Origin of the sequence: Myxococcus guangdongensis, from assembly GCF_024198255.1 — a bacterium.
GTDB lineage: Bacteria > Myxococcota > Myxococcia > Myxococcales > Myxococcaceae > Myxococcus > Myxococcus guangdongensis.
Map to the genome: position 1 here is coordinate 791,434 of NZ_JAJVKW010000001.1, position 20,484 is coordinate 811,917.

At 70.6% G+C, this 20,484-nt stretch carries 16 protein-coding genes; 11 read left to right on the forward strand and 5 right to left on the reverse strand.

Translation table 11 applies throughout. The features are described from left to right. Positions 1 to 284: 284 nt before the first annotated feature. Complete coding sequence (gene rlmM / locus LXT21_RS03225) at positions 285 to 1,307, forward strand: 23S rRNA (cytidine(2498)-2'-O)-methyltransferase RlmM (protein WP_254036600.1); 1,023 nt, start codon at positions 285 to 287, stop codon at positions 1,305 to 1,307. Positions 1,308 to 1,364: 57 nt separating this feature from the next. Next, complete coding sequence (locus LXT21_RS03230) at positions 1,365 to 2,072, forward strand: nucleotidyl cyclase domain-containing protein (protein WP_254036601.1); 708 nt, start codon at positions 1,365 to 1,367, stop codon at positions 2,070 to 2,072. Positions 2,073 to 2,415: 343 nt separating this feature from the next. On the opposite strand, the gene LXT21_RS03235 is transcribed toward LXT21_RS03230, so the two are convergent. From LXT21_RS03235 to LXT21_RS03250, 4 genes are all read right to left on the reverse strand, one after another. After that, complete coding sequence (locus LXT21_RS03235) at positions 2,416 to 3,327, reverse strand: M23 family metallopeptidase (RefSeq protein ID WP_254036602.1); 912 nt, start codon at positions 3,325 to 3,327, stop codon at positions 2,416 to 2,418. 219 nt (positions 3,328 to 3,546) lie between these two features. Further along, entirely contained in the window at positions 3,547 to 4,344 is a 798-nt protein-coding gene (locus LXT21_RS03240; RefSeq protein ID WP_254036603.1) for a Stp1/IreP family PP2C-type Ser/Thr phosphatase, read from the reverse strand. Positions 4,345 to 4,404: 60 nt separating this feature from the next. Continuing rightward, positions 4,405 to 6,144 carry a DNA repair protein RecN gene (recN, locus tag LXT21_RS03245; protein ID WP_254036604.1) on the reverse strand — a complete coding sequence of 580 codons (1,740 nt, stop codon included), beginning with the start codon at positions 6,142 to 6,144 and terminating at the stop codon, positions 4,405 to 4,407. A gap of 145 nt (positions 6,145 to 6,289) precedes the next feature. Then, positions 6,290 to 9,559 carry a DEAD/DEAH box helicase gene (locus LXT21_RS03250; RefSeq protein WP_407666953.1) on the reverse strand — a complete coding sequence of 1,090 codons (3,270 nt, stop codon included), beginning with the start codon at positions 9,557 to 9,559 and terminating at the stop codon, positions 6,290 to 6,292. Between the two features lie 134 nt (positions 9,560 to 9,693). On the opposite strand from LXT21_RS03250, the gene LXT21_RS03255 reads away from it, so the two are divergent. From LXT21_RS03255 to LXT21_RS03285, 7 genes are all read left to right on the forward strand, one after another. Then, positions 9,694 to 10,680: a 2-hydroxyacid dehydrogenase gene (locus tag LXT21_RS03255; protein ID WP_256571223.1), complete on the forward strand. Its 987-nt coding sequence runs from the start codon at positions 9,694 to 9,696 to the stop codon at positions 10,678 to 10,680. Then, entirely contained in the window at positions 10,677 to 11,231 is a 555-nt protein-coding gene (locus LXT21_RS03260; protein ID WP_254036606.1) for an adenine phosphoribosyltransferase, read from the forward strand. Before LXT21_RS03255 ends, LXT21_RS03260 begins: the two co-directional genes overlap by 4 nt. A gap of 104 nt (positions 11,232 to 11,335) precedes the next feature. After that, on the forward strand, positions 11,336 to 12,181 hold the full coding sequence (locus LXT21_RS03265; protein ID WP_254036607.1) for an alpha/beta fold hydrolase: 846 nt from the start codon (positions 11,336 to 11,338) through the stop codon (positions 12,179 to 12,181). 79 nt (positions 12,182 to 12,260) lie between these two features. After that, positions 12,261 to 12,857 (forward strand): TetR/AcrR family transcriptional regulator, encoded by a 597-nt coding sequence (locus LXT21_RS03270; RefSeq protein WP_254036608.1) that lies wholly within the window; start codon positions 12,261 to 12,263, stop codon positions 12,855 to 12,857. After that, positions 12,854 to 14,149, forward strand: coding sequence for an MFS transporter (locus LXT21_RS03275; protein ID WP_254036609.1), 1,296 nt, complete (start codon positions 12,854 to 12,856; stop codon positions 14,147 to 14,149). Before LXT21_RS03270 ends, LXT21_RS03275 begins: the two co-directional genes overlap by 4 nt. Further along, positions 14,146 to 14,643 carry a pantetheine-phosphate adenylyltransferase gene (coaD, locus tag LXT21_RS03280; protein ID WP_254036610.1) on the forward strand — a complete coding sequence of 166 codons (498 nt, stop codon included), beginning with the start codon at positions 14,146 to 14,148 and terminating at the stop codon, positions 14,641 to 14,643. The genes LXT21_RS03275 and coaD overlap by 4 nt, the downstream gene beginning before the upstream one ends. Next, positions 14,640 to 15,386 carry an MBL fold metallo-hydrolase gene (locus tag LXT21_RS03285; protein ID WP_254036611.1) on the forward strand — a complete coding sequence of 249 codons (747 nt, stop codon included), beginning with the start codon at positions 14,640 to 14,642 and terminating at the stop codon, positions 15,384 to 15,386. The genes coaD and LXT21_RS03285 overlap by 4 nt, the downstream gene beginning before the upstream one ends. Positions 15,387 to 15,439: 53 nt before the next feature. Here the strand turns inward: LXT21_RS03285 and LXT21_RS03290 are convergent, their stop codons facing one another. Continuing rightward, positions 15,440 to 17,335, reverse strand: a complete 1,896-nt coding sequence (locus LXT21_RS03290; protein WP_254036612.1) for an alpha-amylase family glycosyl hydrolase — start codon at positions 17,333 to 17,335, stop codon at positions 15,440 to 15,442. 244 nt (positions 17,336 to 17,579) lie between these two features. Here LXT21_RS03290 and LXT21_RS03295 point away from each other — a divergent pair, with 244 nt between their 5' ends. Beyond that, positions 17,580 to 19,193: a bifunctional metallophosphatase/5'-nucleotidase gene (locus LXT21_RS03295; protein ID WP_254036613.1), complete on the forward strand. Its 1,614-nt coding sequence runs from the start codon at positions 17,580 to 17,582 to the stop codon at positions 19,191 to 19,193. A 204-nt stretch (positions 19,194 to 19,397) separates the two neighbouring features. Further along, a complete protein-coding gene (locus LXT21_RS03300) occupies positions 19,398 to 20,480 on the forward strand; it encodes a 2-oxoglutarate and iron-dependent oxygenase domain-containing protein (protein ID WP_254036614.1) in 1,083 nt (360 codons plus the stop codon). Positions 20,481 to 20,484 lie beyond the last annotated feature (4 nt).

Here is a 20,484-nt window from a genome sequence, read left to right on the forward strand (position 1 = left end):
CCTGGAGATGTAAGGGAGGGCTGGTGGGAAACCACGCGCGCCTCCGTAAACTTCCTCTCGGCCGGTTGCCCAGCGCGCATCGGTTCAGAGTAAAGCGGAACCGAGCCCACGCAATGTCCCCTTCACGAAATCCCCGCCGCCGGCCTGTCCGGGGCGCTTCCGCCAAGCCCCCCGCGCGCCGCCCCGGCCCTCCGCCCTCCAGGAAGCCCTCCCCCCAGAAGGCCCAGGCCGCCCCCGCGCGCCCCACGCCGCCCCCTGCCCCACCGAGGGCGCGGATTCCCTCCATGCCCGCACAGACACAGCCGCCGGTTGCCGGGCGCTGGCTGTGGACGTGCCGGGCGGGCTTCGAGGCGCACCTCTTCGAGGAGCTTGCCTGGGCGGAAGCGGCGCCCCGGCTGCTGGGAGACGCCCTGGTGGAGAGCGAGCGCAGCCCGAGCCCTCCTCCGGCCTTCGCGCGGGCCGGCTACCAGGTGGTCGTCTCCCTGCCCCCTGGCGCGCCCGAGGTCCTGGCGGAGGCGGCGGCCCGGGCCATCGGCGTGCTTCCTGGCGCGGGCCCCTGGGTCCTCCAGTCCTTCACGCCCGACAGCCCCCGGGGCAATCCCCTGGCAGCCCTGGCGGAGGCCCTGGAGGCGGCGGTGAAGGCGCGGCTCCCCTCGGAGCGGCTGCTCGAGGACGGGGCCCGGGCGAAGGAGGCGGGCGCGCGGCTCGTCGCGCTCTGCGTCGCTCCGGACGGGGTGACGATGGTGGGCAGCGTCTTCGCGCGGGAGGCCCTGTCGCTGGCCCCCGGTGGACGTCAGCGCATGCGCCGCGAGGTCGAGTCCCCCTCCCGTGCGGCCATGAAGCTGGAGGAGGCCCTGGCCGGGCTGGCCTTCGAGCCCGGGCGCGGAGACGTCTGCGTGGACCTGGGCGCGGCGCCGGGTGGGTGGACGCAGCGGCTGGTGGCGCGGGGCGCGAAGGTGGTGGCGGTGGACCCGGCGAAGCTGATGCCGGAGCTGGCCTCCCACGGCCGGGTGAAGCACGTGCAGCAGAGCGCCTTCGCCTACGCGCCCGAGGAGCCCGCCGACTGGCTCTTCTGCGACATGGCCTGGCGCCCGCTGGAGGTGGCGCAGCTGCTCGCCAAGTGGGGGCGCCGGGGCTGGGCCAGCCATCTGGTGGCCAACATCAAGCTGCCCATGAAGGACAAGAACCCGGTCCTCGTGCGCGTGCGGCACACGCTCGTCGAGGAGGGCGGCTGGGAGGGCCTCACCGTCCGCCAGCTCTACCATGATCGGGACGAGGTGACGGTGACGGCCCACCGGCTTCGCTGACACTCGGGCGGGAAGCGCCTGCGCGAGGGCGCGTGACGCGCTAGAGAAGCGCGTGAGATGCCCTATCCGCTCGACGACGCCACCGCCACCGCCCTCATCGCCCTCTACCCCTGGGTGCTGACCCGCTCTCCCCAGGCGCCCGTGCAGGCCGCCGTCGAGGCGCTCCTCCAGGCCGAGCAGGCCCGACGCGGTCACCCCGACGCGAAGACGGGCGCGTTCCAGGTGCCCGCCCTCACCCAGGGCAGCCTCCTGAAGGAGGAGTACGACTTGTCCACCCACGCCCACCACGACGGCTGGCGCGTGGGGGCCGTCATCGCCGACGTGAAGGGGATGATTTCGCACAACGCGCGCTTCGGCTTCGCTGTCGGCGACGCGATTCTGCGCGCGACGGTGGAGTCGCTCGCCGCCCAGTACCCGGGCGCCAAGGTGGTTCGACTGCACCCGGATGCCTTCGCCGCGCTGCTCGTCCCCACCTCGCAGCTCACCGTGAAGGAGGACCTGGCGGGGCCCACCCACGAGCGCCTGGTCCAGGATGTCCGCCGCGTGCTGCCCGAAGGCACGCCCGACGCGGAGGTGCCGGCCTGGACGGTGAGCCTGCTGGAGGTGACGGTGGACGCGCCCTCGCACTGGCAGGTGCTCGGGCCCCTCATCTGGGCCGAGCTGGAGCGCGCGCACGTCATGCAGCGCAGCGGTCGGGCCGATGGGCTCCAGCGCCGACGGCTGCGCCTGGACGCCTCCATCCCCGGGCAGGCGACGTTCCTCTGACGGGAGGGGCGCATCGCCCTGGCGGCGCGCTCCCATCCCGCGCACAGCCTCAGCGTCGAACCCGCCTGGACGCGTGTATTTCCGGGCGGGTGACGCGCCTCTGGCTGGATGGAGACGTCACCTACGGCCTCGGAGTCGAACCCGCGGAGAGCCGCGGCCCCGAGTCGTGCTTCGACCAGGCTTCGCGGCCTCGTGGGGACTCTCGTGAGCCCACCTTCGAAAGGACCGCGCCTGGGACACCTGTCACCGGGGCGGACCTGGGAAGGTCCGGCGTCCCTGCGTATCGAGTGCTCCAGGAACCACCTGCCCCGAGCACGCTGCCCGGGGCCCTTCGCGCCTCGGGCTACTCCTCGAGGATGAACTTGCGCGGGTTCTGCGGGATGCCGTTGACGCGGACCTCGTAGTGCAGGTGCGGTCCGGTGGAGCGGCCCGTGTTGCCGACCGCGGCGATGAGCGCGCCGCGCTTCACCCGGTCACCGGCCTTCACCAGCATCTTCGCCAGGTGGCCGTAGCGCGTCTTGATGCCGTAGCCGTGGTCCACGACGATGACGTTGCCGTAGCCACCCTCCAGGCCCGCGAACACCACCGTGCCGTCCGACGGCGAGTACACTTCCTTGCCGTGCGGGGCCGCGATGTCGAGGCCCGAGTGCATCACCCGGTCCGCCGTGTACGGGTCCACGCGCTGACCGAAGTCGCTCGTCACCCAACCGCGCGCCGGCCACACCGACGGCGTGGAGGCGAGCAGCGACTTCTGGTCCTGGAAGTACGCCTGCAGCTCCTGGAGGCTCTGCTCCTGACGGGTGGCCTCCGCGCTCAGCTTGTCCAGCCGGCCCATCAGCAGCTTGGGCGTCTCCGTCGTGGTCAGCTGGGTGAACTGGGTGTCCGTCGTCGGCACCCGCGCTTCCGGCTCCGTGGGGCCCATCGCCAGGTTGCGCTGCGGGTCCGACAGCAGCGTCATCGCGCGCAGCTTCTGGTCGAAACGCTCCACCCGGTCCAGCGTCGAACCGATGTGCTCGATGCGCTCACGCACCGACTTGAGCTGCGAGCGCAACGTCAGGTTCTCATCCCGGAGGATGCGGTTCTCCGAGGCATCCGCGGCGACCTGGAAGTAGTGGATGCTCGCGCCCGCGCCCAGTCCCACGACCAACATCAGCCCCATCCCCACCTGCATGAGGAACGAGCGCTGGATGGTGTACCGCTTCACCGGCGCGTCGTGGTCCGGGATCACCATCAACGTGAAGGACTTTTTCGCCACGGGACAGCTCCCTGCTTGCGTGGGACATCCGGCGCCAGAAGCTAAGTCGCTCCCCGGCGCTCAACACCTCCCCCCACCGCCACACCCCGCCGGCTCCGTCACCTGACGGCGTCTGTCAGGATTGGAAACGTTTGGGCAGCTACCATTCAGCTTCCAAGAGTGTCAAGGTCAACAGTGACCTGACGAGGTGTTTGCCGGCCACCACTTCGTGAGTCGCCGTCAGGCGGCGACCCGCACCAGGATGACGGTGATGTTGTCGTCGCCGCCGCGCTCGTTGGCGAAGTCGATGAGGCGCTTGGGGATGTCCTCGAAGGACTTCGCCTGGGCCACCACCTCGTGGATCTCCTTGTCCTCGAGCATGTTGGCCAACCCGTCCGAACACAGCAGGAACACGTCGTTGGGCTCGGACACGAGGCCCATGACGTCCACCTGCACCTCCTCCTCGAAGCCGACGGAGCGGGTGATGATGTTCTTGTAGCGGGAGTGCTTGGCCTCCTCCGGCGTAATCATCCCCGCCTTGATCTGCTCGTTGACCAGCGAGTGGTCCTCGGAGATCTGCTGGATGAGGTCGCCCCGGATGAGGTAGGCGCGGCTGTCTCCCACGTGCGCGAAGAAGGCGTGCTCCTCGCGGACCACCAGGGAGATGACGGTGGTGCCCATGCCGGACAGGCGTGGGTCCTCCTGCGCCGCCGTGTAGATGGCGAGACACGCCCTCTCCACGGCCGTGCGCAGCGCCTCCGGAATCGGTGAGTCCTGGAGGTGAGGCACGGAGAGGAAGGGGTTGTCCTTTCCTTCCCGTGCCCGGCGCAGCTCCTTGTCGATGGTCTCGACGGCGATGCGCGACGCGGTACCACCCCCCGCGTGACCGCCCATGCCGTCCGCCACGACGTAGAGCTGGAGCTCATCGTCGATGAGGAAGCTGTCCTCGTTGTGATTACGCTTCCGCCCGACGTCCGTCAGGCCAGCGGAAACGACTTTCAGGCGGGAGGCCGCGGTCTGCCCTGCGGTGTTGGACACACCAAGGATGCTATGTGAGACCCAAGGATGGGGCAAGGACACGGATGACCTTGCAGTGCGTCAAGCCGTCCGCCGGAGGCGTCCCCGGGGTGCTCCCTCGGGTCCGGACTCCCGGCGGGTCCTGGGCGCCCCCAGGGAACGGTGGGCCGAGCGCACCAGGGCCTCGGCTGCTCCCAGCGCCTCGCGCGTCACCTCCACGCCGGACATCATCCGGGCCAGCTCCCGCGTCCGTTCGCTCCCCGCCGCCAGCACCGTCACCTGGGAGACGGTGCGCTCGCCCTTCACCGCCTTGCGGATGAGCAGGTGCGCGTCCGCGTAGGCCGCCACCTGGGGCAAGTGGGTGATGCAGAGCACCTGACGGTGGCCGCTCACCTCCTTGATCATCCGTCCGACGACGTCGGCAATCGCGCCGCTGACGCCCGCGTCCGCCTCGTCCAGCACGTACGAGCCGCACGCGTCGCTGTCCGCCAGCGCCCGCTTCAGGGCCAGGAGCAGTCGGCTCGCCTCGCCGCCCGAGGCCACCTTCGCCAGGGGCCGCGCCGGCTCACCGGGGTTCGCGCTGAAGAAGAACTCCACGTCGTCCAGGCCGTCCGGACGCAGCACCTCTCCGGGCGTCACGCGCACCTCGAAGGCCGCCTTGCCCATGGCCAGGTGCCCCAGGCCCTCGCGCACCTGGGCGGAGAACTCCACCGCGCTCTTCGCGCGGACCCGGGACAGGGCCAGGGCCGCCTTGCGAGCGCGCTCCTCCACCTTGCGGCGCTCCGAGGCCAGTTCCTCGAGCACCTCCTGGCGGTTCTCCAGCGTGCCCAGCTCGGTCTCGAGTTCGCCGCGCTTCTTGAGCACGCCGTCCAGCGTGGCGCCGTGCTTGCGGCACAGCCGCTTCAGGCCATCCAGCCGCTCCTCGACGTCCCGCAGGCGCGACGGGTCCGACTCCAGCCCCTCCACGTACCGGTTGAGCCGCCGCTGCGCCTCCTCCAGCTCCGACAACGCGGTGCTCAACGACTGCGCCACGGGCGCCAGCGTCGCGTCGCACTTCACCGCGTCGTGCACCAGGCCCAGCGCGCGGCCCACCGTCTCCAGCGCCGAGGACTCGTCGCCAGCCACCAGCAGCTCCGCCTCCGCGCCATGGCGCTTGAGCTTCTCCGCGCTCGACAGGCGCTTGCGCTCGGCGTCCAGCCGCAGGTCCTCGCCCGCCTCCGGGTCCAGGCGCGAGATTTCGTCGAGCTGGAAGCGCAGGAACTCCGCGCGCTCGCGCACCTTCGCCTCGTCCCCGCCCAGGGCGTCCATGCGCGCGTCCACCTCCCGCAGCGCCTGGTACTCCCCGAAGTAGGTCGCCAGCGGCGCCTCCATCTCCCCGTACCTGTCCAGGAGCACCCGGTGCAGGCCGGAGTCGAAGAGGCTCACGTGCTCGTGCTGCCCGGCGAGGTCCACCGCCCCCCGCGTCAGCTTCCCGAGCACGCCCACCGTCACCAGCGCGCCGTTGACGTAGACCTTGCCCCTTCCGGTGCGCCCCAGCACCCGGCGCACCAGCACCTCGTCGCCGAGGTCCGGCAGGCCCAGTTCCTCCAGGCGTGTGCCCAGGACGGGTGTCCGCGCGAAGACGCCCTCCACGGACGCCTCCTCGCAGCCGGCGCGGATGACATCCGCGTCCGCCCGCCCTCCCAGCAGCAAGCCCAATGAATCCACGAGGATGGACTTGCCCGCACCTGTCTCACCCGTGAGGACGGTGAGGCCGGCTCCGAACGCCACCTCCACCTCCTCGATCACCGCCACGTTCGAAATCCGCAGACCCAGCAGCACGCGCGCCCTCCAATGTCCGTACGACGGCTCTGGCACTGAACACCCTAACAGGTCCCCCTGACACTGCACAGGCATTCAGCCCCACCGGACGGATGGAGGGCGGGTGAGGGCGGGGCCAGTTGGAGCCCCAACCCTTTGTTCCGACTCAGGTCTCGGTGAAGAGCTCCTGGATGTCCTGCTCGGTGAGCGTGCGGGCCATCTCGTCGCCCTCCCCACCGAGGACGCCGGCGGCGAGGTCGCGCTTGCGACGCTGCAGGGAGAGGATCTTCTCCTCCACCGTGCCGCGGGTGATCAGCTTGTAGCTGATGACCGCGCGCGTCTGGCCGATGCGGTGCGTACGGTCCGTGGCCTGGTCCTCGACGGCGGGGTTCCACCACGGGTCGAAGTGGATGACGTAGTCGGCCGCCGTGAGGTTGAGGCCGGTGCCGCCCGCCTTCAGCGAGATGAAGAACAGGGGCGGTCCGTCCGGGCGGTTGTACTCGTCCACCTTGCCCATGCGGTCCTTGGTGCGACCGTCCAGGTAGAGGTAGCGCAGACCCTTCTTGTCCGCCTCCTGCTTGAGCAGCTCCAGCATCTCCGTGAACTGGCTGAACACGAGGGCGCGGTGGCCCTCCGCCACCAGGTCCTCCACCAGCTCCAGGAAGCGCTCCACCTTGGCGCTGGGCGGCAACAGCGTGCCGGGCGGCATCTTGAGCAGGCGTGGATCACAACACACCTGCCGCAGGCGCATCAGCGCGGCCAGGATGGACACGCGGCTGCGCTTGAAGCCGACCTTCTCGATGCTCTCGCTGACCTTGCGTTTGCTCTCCTCCATCACCTCTCGATAGAGCGCGGCCTGGCCGGGCTCCATCTCGCACCACGCGACGCTCTCCGTCTTCGGCGGCAGGTCCTTGGCCACCTCCGTCTTCAAGCGGCGCAGGATGAAGGGCTGGATGCGGCGGCGCAGCCTGTCCCGGGCCGACGCGTCGTTGGCCACCTGGATGGGCTGCTCGTAGCGGTCTCCGAAGCTGTCCGCGCTGCCCAGGAAGCCCGGCATCAGGAAGTCGAAGATGCTCCACAGCTCCGACAGCCGGTTCTCCAGCGGCGTACCGGTGAGCGCCAGGCGCGTGTCGCTCGGCAGCGACTTGCACGCCTGCGCCGTGGCGCTGTCCGCGTTCTTGATGTTCTGCGCCTCGTCCAGAATCACGAAGCGGAAGCCCACCTGGGACAGCTGGTCCAAATCCCTGCGCACCAGGGCGTAGGACGTGAGCACCAGGTCCATGCCCTTCAGGTCCTCGGCGCGCTCCTTGCGGTCCTGCCCGTGCCACACCATGGCCTTGAGGCCCGGCGTGAAGCGCTCCGCCTCGCGCTCCCAGTTGGCGAGCACGCTGGTGGGCGCCACCACGAGCGACGGCTTGCGGCCCTCCTCGTTGGCCATCTTCTGCAGCAGGCTGAGCGACTGGACCGTCTTTCCCAGACCCATGTCGTCCGCGAGGATGCCGGACAGGCCGTGGCGGCGCAGGAACCAGAGCCAGGACAGGCCCGCCTCCTGGTAGTGGCGCAGCGTCGCGTGCAGCCCGTCGGGCACCGCCACCTTCGGCACGCCCGCCGTCTCGCGCAGCTCCAGCATCGCCTGGCGCGCCTTCGCCTCCACCTCGGTGAACTCACCCAGGTCCGCGAGCAGGTCCAACGCCACCGCCTGGTGCAACGGCAGCCGCGTGCGCGAGCGGCCCGGCATGGCGCCCGCCTCCTCCAGGAGGTCCGCCACGCGCTTCAGCTCGACGGCGTCCGCCTCCGCGAAGGTGCCGTCCTTGAGCGGCACGAAGCGCCGCCCCGAGTCCAGCCACATGCGCACCGCGCCCAGGTCCACCGCCTGGTCGTCGGTGACGAACTCCGCGTCCAGGTCGAACCACTGCACGCCGCTCATGCCCACGCGGATGCGCGGCTTGAGCTTCGGGCGCAGCCGCACCTTGGGCGCCTGCACGCCGAAGCGCTCCCACTCCGCCGGCAACGACGCAAGGCCGCGCGCCCAGAACTCCAGCGCCACGTCCCCCGTCGCGTCGAACGCCTGCGACTGCTGCTCGAAGCGCAGGCCCAGGTCGAGCAGCTGCTTGCCCGCGGCGCGCTCCAGGTCCTCGCGGCGCCGGTACAGCTTGCGGCTGTCCCCACCCACGCCGCTGGCGTAGCCCAGGTGCGTGGCCGTGGGAGACACCGGCGCCGTGGTCTGCCCGTAGCGCGCGGCCAGCTGCACCTTCACCTTCTCCGGGTTGCCCTCGAGCGTCAGCACGAAGTGCGGCTCCACCGCCTCGTCGACCTCGATGTCGTCCGCCTTCAGCGACATGCGGAAGCGCGGCAGATGCGCGGCGAAGAAGGTCAGCACCCGGTCCAGCTGTCCCGAGGGGAAGGACATGTTGGGCTCGAGCAGCCACTTGCGGAGGAGGCGCGGCGGGAAGTCCGGCTCCACCGGGTGGAGGTTCTGCGCCTGGATGACCCAGGTGCGCCGCCCCGACAGGATGATGACGTCCTTGAGCGAGAAGCTGCCGCCGTCCGGGAACAGCAGCTCGATGCGCGCCGTGGCGCCGTCCGGCCGGGACTCCAGCCGGATTTGCGGGCGCACGGGCGTCTCCGTGTTGATGAGCGCGGTGCCCCGGTAGATGACCCGGCGCTGGCGCAGGATGTCCATCACCTCGCTCAGGTCCTCGTCGGAGAGCACCAGGCGCGAGTCGTAGCGGTGCTCATGACGCGAGAGCGCCATGAAGACGCGCTCGTCGGCCGGAGAGAGCCGGCCGCCCGTCTGCAGCGTGCGCTTGACGTGGATGGGGCCCTTGGTCTGCGCGTCCTGACGACGCACGTCCACCACCCACTGACGGGTGCCGGCGTTCGTGTTCGCCGCCGTCAGCCGGTAGAAGAACTCGTAGTCGGGCTGCGAGGACAGGCCCAGCCAGCTCTCCACCTTGGCGAGCGCCGGCAGGTTCGCGGCGTCCACCGGGGGTGAGTCCGGCTCGACGGGGACCTCGTTGTCCACCACCTCGTTGCTGGTGCTGGACGCGGCGGCCTGTGGCGGCTCCTCGGGCTGGGGCGCCACTGGCTGCGGACGAGGCGGAGGACGGAAGCGCGCGGCGTAGATGAGCGCCGCGGCCACCACGTGCTTGCAGTGGGGGCCATACGTGTTCCACGACTGACAGGTGCAGGTGGACGTGGCCTTGCCGTCCCCCAGCGCAATCACGACTTCGTAGCGCTCGCCGGTGGAACCGGCGACCTGCGCGCGGATGTGGTCCCCTTCGCGCTGGAGTCCGAAGACGCGGCGCGACTCAGCCACCTCCCGGCCCTTCTTGAAGGTGGTGGGTTGGACTTCAGCCTTCAGGGCCCTGAGCCACTGGGTGTCCTGAGGAGGGAGGGCGTCTCGGATGTCGGCGGTGGATTGCACGGCTGGCACAGGCCCCAGGCTCCTAGCGCCGGGGAACCCCTGCCACTAGCACAGCAAGGGGGCTCCCGCTCGCGGGAAATGTGGATGAGTCCGCCAGCGGAAGCAGCCACCGGCATCAGGCTATGAGAGCATCAACGTTCGCCATGGCTCGGACCGTCCGCCCCCGTGTCTTCGTGACCCGCCAGCTCCCCGGGGAGGCCCTCGGGCGACTAGGCAGGCTCGTGGACCTCCACGTCTGGCCCGAGGAGCTGCCACCCTCCCGTGACACCCTGCTCGCCGAGGCGGCCCGCTGTGAGGGGCTCGTCACCCTGCTGACGGACCGGGTGGACGCTCGCCTGCTTGCCCAGGCCCCGGGCCTGCGGGCGGTCAGCAACGTGGCCGTCGGCCACGACAACATCGATGTACCGGCCTGTACGGAACGGCGGGTGGTGGTGGGAAACACCCCAGGCGCCCTCACGGAGACGTCCGCGGACTTCGCCTTCGCGCTGATTCTGGGGCTCGCCCGGCGCGTGGCGGAGGCGGACGCCCATGTCCGGGCGGGCCAGTGGCGCACCTGGAGTCCCACCCTCCTGTTGGGGACCGACGTGTACGGGGCCACGCTGGGCATCGTCGGGCCCGGGGCCATCGGCTCCGCGGTGGCCCGGCGCGCGAAGGGCTTCGGGATGCGCATCCTCTACGTGAGCCGCGAGCCCCGGCCCGCCCTGGAGCAGGAGACGGGGGCCCGGCGCGTGGACAAGGCCACGCTGCTGGCGGAGGCGGACATCCTCACCCTGCACGTGCCCCTGACGCCCCAGACGCGGCACTGGGTGGGGCGCGAGGAGCTGGCGGCGATGAAGCCCGGGGCGCTGCTCGTCAACACCGCGCGAGGCGGCGTGGTGGACCCGGACGCGCTCGTCGAGGCCCTGCGAGAGGGCCGCCTGGGCGGCGCGGCCCTGGACGTGACGGACCCCGAGCCGCTGCCCCCGGACAGCCCCCTCATGGGCCTGCCCAACGTCCTGCTGGCGCCCCACATCGCCAGCGCCACGCACGCCACCCGGGGGCGCATGGCGTCCATGGCGGTGGACAACCTGTTGGCCGCGCTGGAAGGACGGCGGCCCCCTCACTGCGTCAACCCCGAGCTCTTCCCATGAACCTGCCCGCCGCGAGCCTCGCCGACACCACCCTCGTCGATGACCTGAAGGCCTGTCTGCGCGACGTGCCGGACTTCCCCAAGCCCGGCATCGTCTTCAAGGACATCACCCCCGTGCTGGCCGACCCGCGGCTGTTCGGCCGCGTCGTCAACGCCATGTCCGCGCCCTTCCGGGGACAGCACATCTCCAAGGTGGTGGGCGTGGAGGCGCGGGGCTTCCTGCTGGGCGCGCCCCTGGCCCTCGCGCTGGGGGCGGGCTTCGTCCCCGCGCGCAAGCCGGGCAAGCTGCCCTATCGCTCCGTCGTCGAGCGCTACTCGCTGGAGTACGGCGCGGACGGGCTGGAGATGCACGAGGACGCGCTCGTCCCGGGGGAGCGCGTGCTGCTGGTGGATGATGTCCTGGCCACGGGCGGCACGGCGGAGGCCGCCGCGCGGCTCGTGACGCGGCTGGGTGGAGAGCTCGTCGGCTTCAGCTTCCTCATCCACCTGGGCTTCCTCGACGGCGCCAGGCGCCTTTCGCCCACGCCCGTCACGACGCTGCTGACGTTCTGAGGCAAGGGCCGACCCGGGCCCCCGCCCCTTCCCCGCTCGCCTGCTGCGACGCTCCGTTCGTGTGTCCACCCTCTGACGAGAAGCCTCGTTCCACAGGGGGAGACATGCCCGAGGTGCGCTCCACCGGCGGTGCCCGCATCCGCTACGACGACGTCGGCGAGGGCGAGCCCACGCTGCTCTTCATCCCCGGCTGGTGCACGCGCCGGGACGTCTTCGCGTCCCTGGTCCCCCTGTGCTCCTCGCGACACCGCGTCCTCTGTGTCGACCTGCGGGGCCACGGCGAATCCGAGCCGGGTGAGGACGACTTCGACAGCGGCACGGTGCTCGAGGACTTGAAGGCCGTGGTGGAGGCCAGCGGCGCGAAGCAGGTGGTGCCGGTGACGGTGTCCCACGCGGGCTTCTGGGGACTGGAATTGCGACGGGAGCTGGGCGCGGAGCGGGTTCCCCAGCTCGTGCTGCTGGACTGGATTGTCACCGAGCCGCCGCCGCCCTTCCTCGCGACGCTGCGCGGCCTCATGTCGGAGCGCTGGGGACGCACGCGCGATGCGCTGTTCAAGGAGTGGACGCGCGGCGTGGAGCACGGGGACGTGCTGCGCGTCATCCACGAGGACATGCTCGAGTTCTCCGAGGAGATGTGGGCCCGCGCGGCGCGCGAAATCGCCGCGGCCTATGCCCGGGAGGGCTCTCCCCTGCGCGCGCTCGCGGGACTGAATCCGTCGACTCCCACGTTGCACCTGTACGCGCAGCCGGACGCGCACGACTACCTGGAGACCCAGGTGGCCTTCGGCATGCGGCACCCGTGGTTCCACGTCATGAAGCTCCCCGCCGTCAGCCACCTGCCCTCACTGGAGGTGCCGGCGCTGGTCGCGGCGGGAATCCAGGCGCTCGTCTCGGGGCGCCGGACAGCGGTGCGGACGGGGGAGACCCCGGACCTCTCCACCCCACGGTGAACCCTCTTCCAGAGGACGAGTTGACGCCCCCCGTTCGCCTGTTTATAAGTTGGTCACACAACCAATAAACAAGGCCACCATGCCCCGACCGTCCAACACCGAGGAGCGCCGCCAGCAAATCGTCACCGGCCTTTTGCGCGTGATGTCCGAGCGGGGCTACGAGCGGGCCTCGGTCAACGAAATCGCGAAGGCGGCGGGGCTGAGCCCGGGGCTGGTGCACTACCACTTCAGCGACAAGCAGGAGATTCTGCTCGTGCTGGTGGAGCAGCTCGCGGCGCGCGGCAGGGCGCGGGTGGCGGCGAAGCTCGCGAAGCTCGCGCCCGAGGACACCCGAGGCCGCGTGGATGCGTTCGTGGACGCGTTCCTCTCGCTGGGCCCCGACGCGGACACGAGCGCGGTGGCGGGCTGGGTCACCATCAGCGCGGAGGCCATCCGTCAGCCCGAGGTCCGCGCGGCTTATGAGCAGGTGGTGCGCGCGGACCTGGAGCAGTTGGAGGCGCTGGTCGCGGCGAGCGTGGGCAAGCGCAAGGCGAGAGCGCTGGCGGCGGGGCTCTTCGCGGCGGTGCAGGGGTACTTCGTGCTCTCGGCCAGTGCGCCGGGACTGGTGCCCGCGGGCACGGCCGCGAACACCGTGAAGCGCATGGCCGCGGGCGTGCTGGATGGGGAGGCGGCATGAGCCCGCTTCCACAGCACACGCCGGGGCGTGAGGAGTTTGCCCCTCCGACCCCGGGGGCCTTCGTCACGAGTCCCCACCTGGGCACGGTGACGAAGCTCGGGCTCCTGTCGAGCCTCTACCTCTCGCAGGGGCTGCCCTTCGGCTTCTTCACCCAGGCGCTTCCCGTGCTGCTGCGCCACCAGGGTCTGTCGCTGCCCGCCATCGGCCTGTCGCACCTGCTCGCGCTCCCGTGGGCGCTGAAGTTCCTGTGGGCGCCGTACATGGACCGGCACGGCTCGGCGCGGTGGGGCCTGAGGCGCGGCTACATCCTCCCGCTCCAGTGTCTGAGCGCGGGTCTGCTGCTCTCGCTCGCGCTGCCCGAGACGACCGTGAGCACCCAGGTCCTGTTCGCGGCGGTGCTCGGCGTCAACCTGCTCGCGGCCACGCAGGACGTGGCGACCGACGGGCTCGCGGTGACGCTGCTCTCCCCTTCCGAGCGCGGCTGGGGCAACGGCGTGCAGGTGGCCGCCTACCGCGTGGGCATGATTCTGGGCGGCGGCGTGATGCTCGCCGTCTTCGATGCCGCCGGCTGGCGCCCCACCCTCGTGGCCCTCGGGCTCATGCTGCTCGTCGCCACCCTCCCCGTGGCCCTCTACCGCGAGCCCCCCTCCGAGCCCCCGCCCCGCATGAGCCTGGGCCTCGGCTGGTGGCTGCGACGCCCGGGCGCCGGGACGTGGCTCGCCCTGCTCGTCGTCTACAAGGCCGGTGAAGCGCTGGCCACGGGCATGCTGCGCACCTTCCTCGTCGACCGGGGCCTGACGCTCACGGACATCGCATGGCTGCTCGGTGGCGTGGGCTTCACCGCGGGCCTGGTGGGCGCGCTCCTCGGGGGCAGTCTCGTGGTGAAGCTCGGACGCAAGAGAGCCCTGCTCCTGTTCGGCGCCCTCCAGGCCACCGCCGTGCTGCTGTACGCGCTCGTCTCCAGCGGCGCCGTGTCGGGGCTGCCCTGGCTCACCGCCGTCTGCGCCGTGGAGCACGTGGCCAGCGGCATGGCCACCGCCGCCGTCTTCACCGCGATGATGGACGTGTGCCGCCCCGACCACGCCGCCACCGACTACACCGTGCAGGCCTCGCTCGTCGTGCTCGCCACGGGCGCGGCGGCGGCGCTCAGCGGATTCAGCGCGCAGGCCCTGGGCTACACGGGCCACTTCATCCTGGCCGCGGCCCTCTGCGTCGCGGGCACCCTCTTCGTCACCCTCGCCTTCCCTCCACCCCACGCGCTCACGCCCGGCCCCCCCGAGGTGTCGCCATGACCATCGCCGTCTACGCAGGCAGCTTCGACCCTGTCACCGCCGGGCATCTGTCCGTCATCCGACAGGCCGCGCGACTGTTCAGCCACGTCGTCGTCATCGTCGCCATCAACCCCGCGAAGAACACGCTCCTGTCCCCCGACGAGCGCGTCGCCCTGGTGCGAGAGGCCGTGGCCCTCCACCCCAACGTCACGGTGGCGTGGACCGAGGGGCTCATCGTCGACTACGCGCGGGCCATCGGCGCCAGCGTCCTGCTCCGCGGCGTCCGGGGCGCGACCGACGCACAATTCGAAACGGAGCTCGCGCACAACAACCGCGTGCTCGCGCCCGAAATCGCCACCCTCTTCCTCCCCGCGGAAGCACACCTCGCCGAGGTGAGCAGCAGCAGCCTCAAGGCGCGCGTCACCCGGGGCGAGGACGTTTCCGACTTCTGTCCTCCCGCCGTCGCGGCGAAGCTGCGCGAGCGTCTCCACCCGTCCCACCGGAGCCAGCCATGAGCATGACTTTCATCCCCCTGGGTGTCGGTGACGCCTTCTCCGCCCTCCACTACTCCTCGTGCCTGACGGTGGAGGTCGACGACCAGGTGCTCCTCATCGACTGTCCCCACCCCATCCGGAAGATGATGCGCGAGGCGTCGCTCACCTCCGGCGTCCCGCTGGACGTGGACCGCGTCAGCGCCGTGGCCCTCACCCACCTGCACGCGGACCACGCCTCGGGCCTGGAGGGCCTGGGCTACTTCTCCTTCTTCATCCTGAGAAAGAAGCTGGAGCTGCTCGCGCACCCGGACGTCGCCGAGCGCCTGTGGGAAGGCCACCTGGCCGCGGGCATGGAGTGCCTCATCGAGAAGCGCGGCGAGGCCCCCAACCCCAAGCACTTCGAGGACTACTTCGAGCACACGCCCCTCTCCACCGAGTCGGCCGTGCGCCACGGGCCCTTCCTCATCGAGGCGCGGATGACGTACCACCACGTGCCCACCACCGCGCTGCGCATCCACGCGGGCGGACGGTGCCTGGGGTACAGCGCGGACACCGCCTTCGACGAGGGCCTCATCGACTGGCTGTCGCGCGCGGACCTCGTCATCCACGAGACGAACTACGGCGTGCACACGCCCTACGAGAAGCTCGCCGCGCTGCCGGAGGGGCTGCGCGCCCGGATGCGCCTCATCCACTACCCCGACGACTTCGACACGGCCGCGAGCGTCATCGAGCCGCTCCAGCAGGGCCGCCGCTACACCGTGTGACGAGCCTCCGGGCGCCCGAGTGAAGCCGGGCGCCCGGGTGCGTCCTTCACGCGTTACTGCGAGAAGATGAGCAGCGAGTAGGGACCAATCGCGAAGGACGCGTTGTTGCCCATGCCGTCCTTGGCGCCGCCGTACGCCGTGGTGTTCGCCGACGCGGTGTTGCCGAAGTCACCCGAGTACCCGTTCCAGTCGCTGTTGAAGCGCAGGTACCAGGTGCCCGTGCGCGGGAAGCCGATGTTGTAGCTCGGGAAGTACGTCCCGCTGAAGTTGGCCACGATGATGACGTCGTCGCCCGGGCCACCGTTCTCCCACCGGTGATAGGCAATCACCTTGCCGGAGTTGTTCACGTGGTGGACGTTGACGTTGCCACCGCGCAGGCCGCGCGTGTTGTTGCTCCAGTTGCGGCGCAGGCGGATGAGGTCGCGGTACAGGGTCTGGATGCCGCCGTAGGTGGTCAGCTTGCCCCAGTCCACCGGGTCGCCGTCCGCGAAGAAGCCGTCCTCGAGAATCTCCTGACCCTGGAAGATCATCGGGATGCCCGGAGACGTCATGGTGATGCCCGCGGCCAGCGTGGAGCGCTTCTTCGCCGCCCAGCTGCCCGCGTTGCCCGGCCAGATCTCCTCCGGCACGCGGGCGTGGCCGTTGGCCACCTCGTCGTGGCTCTCCGAGTAGATGACACGCGCGTGCGAGCGCCCGCTGAAGCGCTGCGTAATCGCGTCACGCACCGCGTTCATGTTCCGGTTGGCGTCGTTCTGCTCGATGACCGCCGCGCGGATGGGGTGCACGAACTCCGCCGTCCACTGCGCATCGAAGCCCGCGCCGCCCGCGAAGTCGCTCGTGGCGTCGTTGGTGATGGAGTCACCGCCGCCGAAGTCCTCCGCGATGGAGATCTTCCAGGGCTTGTTCGCGTTGATCTCCCGGTTGACCGAGCGGAACACCTGCCACGCCGGCGCGATGTCGCCCGAGCCGTCGATGGTCCGCATGTACTTCGTCGCATCCCAGCGCAGGCCGTCGCCACGGAAGTTGTCGAGCAGGTTCATCATCGAGTCGCGGATGTACGCGCGCACCTCGGCGCGGCCGTAGTCCGGACGCGTGTCGCCCCACGGCGTGGACTTGCGGTTGTCGGTGAAGAAGTACTCACCGCCGTTGCCCAGGCAGTCGCCGCTGAAGCACCACATGGGCAGGTCGCTCGGCCCCCAGTGGTTGTGCACCACGTCGAAGATGACGCCGATGCCGCGGTAGTGCGCCTCGTCCACGAAGCGCTTCATGTCGTTGGGCGAGCCGTACGCGCTCTCCGGCGCGAACGGGAAGGCCACGTTGTAGCCCCAGGAGAAGTCACCGGCGAACTCGTACGCCGGCATCACCTTCACCATGTTGATGCCCAAATCCCGCAGGTAGTCGAGCTTGGCGATGGCGCTAGTCCAGTTGCCCGGCCCGAAGCCTGGAGAGTCGTGGAACGTGCCCACGTGCATCTCGTAGATGACCATCTCGTTGAAGCCCGGCGTGGTGAACTGCTGCGCGTTCCACCAGTACTCGCCCTGGTCGTAGATGATGCTCGCGCCCGTGGAGTTCTCCTGCCACGCCGAGCGCGGGTCCGCGCGCCATGCGTCGTTGCCCCACGCGTTGCGCGTGACGAACTTGTACTTCTGCCCCTTCACCGCGCCCGCCACGTCGCCGGAGAAGTTGCCGTTGCCCTCGCCGCCCAGCTCCACCCAGCCCCAACCGCTGAAGTCGCCCGCCACGAACACCTTCTGGGCCAGCGGCGCCCACGTGCGGAACGTCACGCCACCCGAGTAGACGGTGGCCCCCATGCCCGGACGGCTCGACGGGCCGAGCCGCTGAACGACCTCTGCTGTCTCCTCACCGGAGCGCTGTTGATTCTCGAGCGCGCTCTCGCCGCAGCCCAACAAGCCGGCCAACAGCAGCGCGCTCCACGTGTTGTGTCGCATGGTGACGACCTCCCTAGGGTTGTTCAGGGCGGGTCCTAGCAATCGCAGTGAAGTACGGGCAAACCGGCTTCATGAGTTTTCTGTAACTTTCAGCCATGACACACTGCGGCGACCTTCCTGATTCTCCTGGGATGGTCGTGACTCAGGGGCCTGGCGTGAAGGCGGGTGTGCTCGCCTTCGTCGCGTGAGTGCGCTACTCCGGCGAGCCCGGCGCCGTGCGGGCGCCCCTGGAGACCGACTCGCGATGACGACGACGACAGCGCTGGCCCGACGCGAGGCCCTGCTCCTGCCGCTCGCGCTGCTGCTGGCGCTGGCCCCGGGCCGCGGACAGGGCGCGGCGCCCTCGGACACCACGCGCCTGACGTTGCTCCTCCTGGCGGACGTGTACCAGGTGCAGCCCCAGCAGGAGCACGGGGGCCGGGGGGGCCTGGCGCGCGTGGCCACGCTGCGCAAGCGGGTGCTGAGCGAGTCCCCCACCCCGCACGTGCTGACGCTGCTGGGCGGCGACACGCTGTCCCCCTCGGTGGAGTCGCTGCTGGAGGTGGACGGCAAGGCGCTCAAGGGCCGGCACATGGTCGACGCGTGGAACGCGCTCGGGCTGGACGTGGCGGTGCTGGGCAACCACGAGTTCGACTTCGGCGACGAGGTGCTGAAGGAGCGCATCCGCCAGTCGCGCTTCACGTGGCTGGGCGCCAACGTCGTCGACGGGAAGACGGGCGCGCTGTTCGAGGGCGTCAAGGCGTACGAGGTGCGGGAGCTGGGCGGCATCCGCGTGGGCCTGTTCGGCGTGGTGCTGCCGGAGACCAAGACTTCGACGAAGGCGGGGCCCGACACGATGTTCACCGACTTCTGCCAGGCCGCGCGGGAGGCGGTGGCGAAGCTGCGCGAGGCCGGGGCGCAGGTGGTGGTGGGCCTGACGCACCTGGAGCTGGCGCAGGACCGGAAGCTGGCCCAGTGCGTGAAGGTCGACGCCATCCTGGGTGGACATGACCACGTGGGCGCGCAGGACCGCACCACCGGCACGCCCATCTTCAAGGTGCCCTCGGACGCGCTGGAGGTGGGCCGGCTCACGCTGGACGTCGCCACGGCCACGGGCGCGGTGAAGAAGGTGTCCTGGGCGCGGCTGCCCGTCACCAAGAAGGTGCCCGAGGACGCGGAGTTCAACGCGGCCATGAAGCCCTACGAGGCGCTGTTCGCCAGGCTCGCGGAGCCGGTGGGCAAGACGCCGGTGGCGCTCGACGCGCGCGGCACGCAGGTGCGCTCGCGGGAGACGAACCTGGGCTCGCTCGTCGCGGACATCTTCCGTGAGGCGGCCGGCGCCGAGGTGGCCTTCGTCAATGGCGGCGCGCTGCGCGCGGACACCATCCTCCCCGCGGGGACGCTCACGCGCCGGGATTTGCACGCGCTGATGCCCTACACCGACGAGCTGGTGGTGGTGGAAATCCCGGGCGCCACGCTGCGCGCCGCGCTGGAGAACGGCGTCAGCCTGAGCCGCGAGGACGCGCGCCCCGGCCGCTTCCTCCAGGTCTCCGGCATGCGCTTCACCTTCGACGCACGCAAGCCTCCGGGCTCGCGCGTCGTCGACGTGAAGGTGAACGGCAAGCCGCTCGACGACGCGGCCACGTACCGGCTCGCCACGCTGAGCTTCCTCACCAGCGGCAAGGACGGCTACGACATGCTCAAGGGGCTGCCCTCCACGCCCGCGATGAAGGATGGGCGCACGCCGCTGGACCTGCTCGCGGAGGCGCTGCGCACGGGCAAGCCCGCGCCGCGCGCGAAGGCCGAGGGCCGCATCGTCCGCCTGGACCACGCGGCGCTCTCACGCGACGCGCGCCGACCCGCGCCTCCCCTGAAATAGAACCCGGGCGGAATTCGCGCGCCCTCGCATCCACTTCCCGACAATCCGCCGGCCCGAAACCTGGGTGGATTCGGCCCCGTGTCTGGCGATGAACGCGAGGGATTGCTCCACTCGCGCGCCGGCGGAGCGCCCCCCTCTTCATCTCTGATTCGGCCAGCCTGTTTCCGGGAGCGCCCCCAGCCCACCCCCATCCGGGAGCGCCCCATGGCCGAGTTGGAGACATTTCGTTTGCCGCACGTCGTGAGTGGAAGCGAAGCCGATGTCTCGCTCGGGCTCGCGATGATTCGAGCCTGGCGACGCGACGGCATCTTCCAGATTCGCATGAGCCCCACGCAGGCGGACAAGGCTCGTCACGCCTTCGAGCTGAGCCGGCGCTTCTTCCGCCAGCCGCTGGAGGAGAAGCAGCGCTGCGTGAGTGACTCGACGTACTCGGGCTACGTCGCCTCCGGCGAGGAGCTCACCGCGGGCGAGGCCGACTACTCGGAGGTCTTCACCGTCTGCAAGGACGTGCCCCTCACCGACGCGCGCGTGCACTCCAGCTGGCCCTGCCACGGCCCCGCGCCCTGGCCGGACGAGGCGTATCGGCTGGGCATGACGGCGCACACCGAGGAGCTCGGCTCCGCGGGGGAGAGGCTCCTGCGGCTCGCCGCGCTGGGGCTGGGCCTGGACATCGACACGCTCACCTCCCTGACGAAGGACGGCTGGCACCACATGCGCGTGCTGCGCTTCCCCGCACGCTCCCCCGCAACGACGCGAGGCATCGGCGCGCACACGGACTACGGCATGCTCGTCATCGCCGCGCAGGACGACGTGGGGGGCCTGTGGGTCCGCCCGCCCGTCGAAGGCGAGAAGCGCCACCGCAACTGGCTGCAGGGCGAGAGCTCCGCGGGCATGTACGAGCACGACGAGCCGTGGACCTTCGTGAAGCCCGTCCCCGACGTGCTGACGGTGTTCCCGGGTGACATCCTGCAGTTCCTCACGCGGGGCTATCTGTTGTCGACGCCGCACAAGGTGGTGCTCGCCCCACGTGAGCGCTTCGCGATGGCGTACTTCCACGAGCCCCACTTCGAGGCCTGCGTCCGCCCGCTGAAGAACCCCACGCGCGACGAGTTCATCCACTACGGCACGCACTTCACGCACATGTTCATGCGCTGCTACCCGGACCGCGTCACCACCCAGCGCATCCTCGACGAGGACCGGCTGACGACGCTCGCGTGGCTCCGGCAAGAGGCCGTCCAGCGCACCGCCCCCGTGGAAGAGGTGCCTCGCCGGCTCGCCGCGGGCTGACACG

Bases quoted from the DNA above. Each gene is read 5' to 3' on its own strand.
- rlmM (WP_254036600.1), top strand. From the start codon at position 285: ATGCCCGCACAGACACAGCCGCCGGTTGCCGGGCGCTGGCTGTGGACG.
- LXT21_RS03230 (WP_254036601.1), top strand. From the start codon at position 1,365: ATGCCCTATCCGCTCGACGACGCCACCGCCACCGCCCTCATCGCCCTC.
- LXT21_RS03255 (WP_256571223.1), top strand. From the start codon at position 9,694: ATGGCTCGGACCGTCCGCCCCCGTGTCTTCGTGACCCGCCAGCTCCCC.
- LXT21_RS03260 (WP_254036606.1), top strand. From the start codon at position 10,677: ATGAACCTGCCCGCCGCGAGCCTCGCCGACACCACCCTCGTCGATGAC.
- LXT21_RS03265 (WP_254036607.1), top strand. From the start codon at position 11,336: ATGCCCGAGGTGCGCTCCACCGGCGGTGCCCGCATCCGCTACGACGAC.
- LXT21_RS03270 (WP_254036608.1), top strand. From the start codon at position 12,261: ATGCCCCGACCGTCCAACACCGAGGAGCGCCGCCAGCAAATCGTCACC.
- LXT21_RS03275 (WP_254036609.1), top strand. From the start codon at position 12,854: ATGAGCCCGCTTCCACAGCACACGCCGGGGCGTGAGGAGTTTGCCCCT.
- coaD (WP_254036610.1), top strand. From the start codon at position 14,146: ATGACCATCGCCGTCTACGCAGGCAGCTTCGACCCTGTCACCGCCGGG.
- LXT21_RS03285 (WP_254036611.1), top strand. From the start codon at position 14,640: ATGAGCATGACTTTCATCCCCCTGGGTGTCGGTGACGCCTTCTCCGCC.
- LXT21_RS03290 (WP_254036612.1), bottom strand. From the start codon at position 17,335: ATGCGACACAACACGTGGAGCGCGCTGCTGTTGGCCGGCTTGTTGGGC.
- LXT21_RS03295 (WP_254036613.1), top strand. From the start codon at position 17,580: ATGACGACGACGACAGCGCTGGCCCGACGCGAGGCCCTGCTCCTGCCG.
- LXT21_RS03300 (WP_254036614.1), top strand. From the start codon at position 19,398: ATGGCCGAGTTGGAGACATTTCGTTTGCCGCACGTCGTGAGTGGAAGC.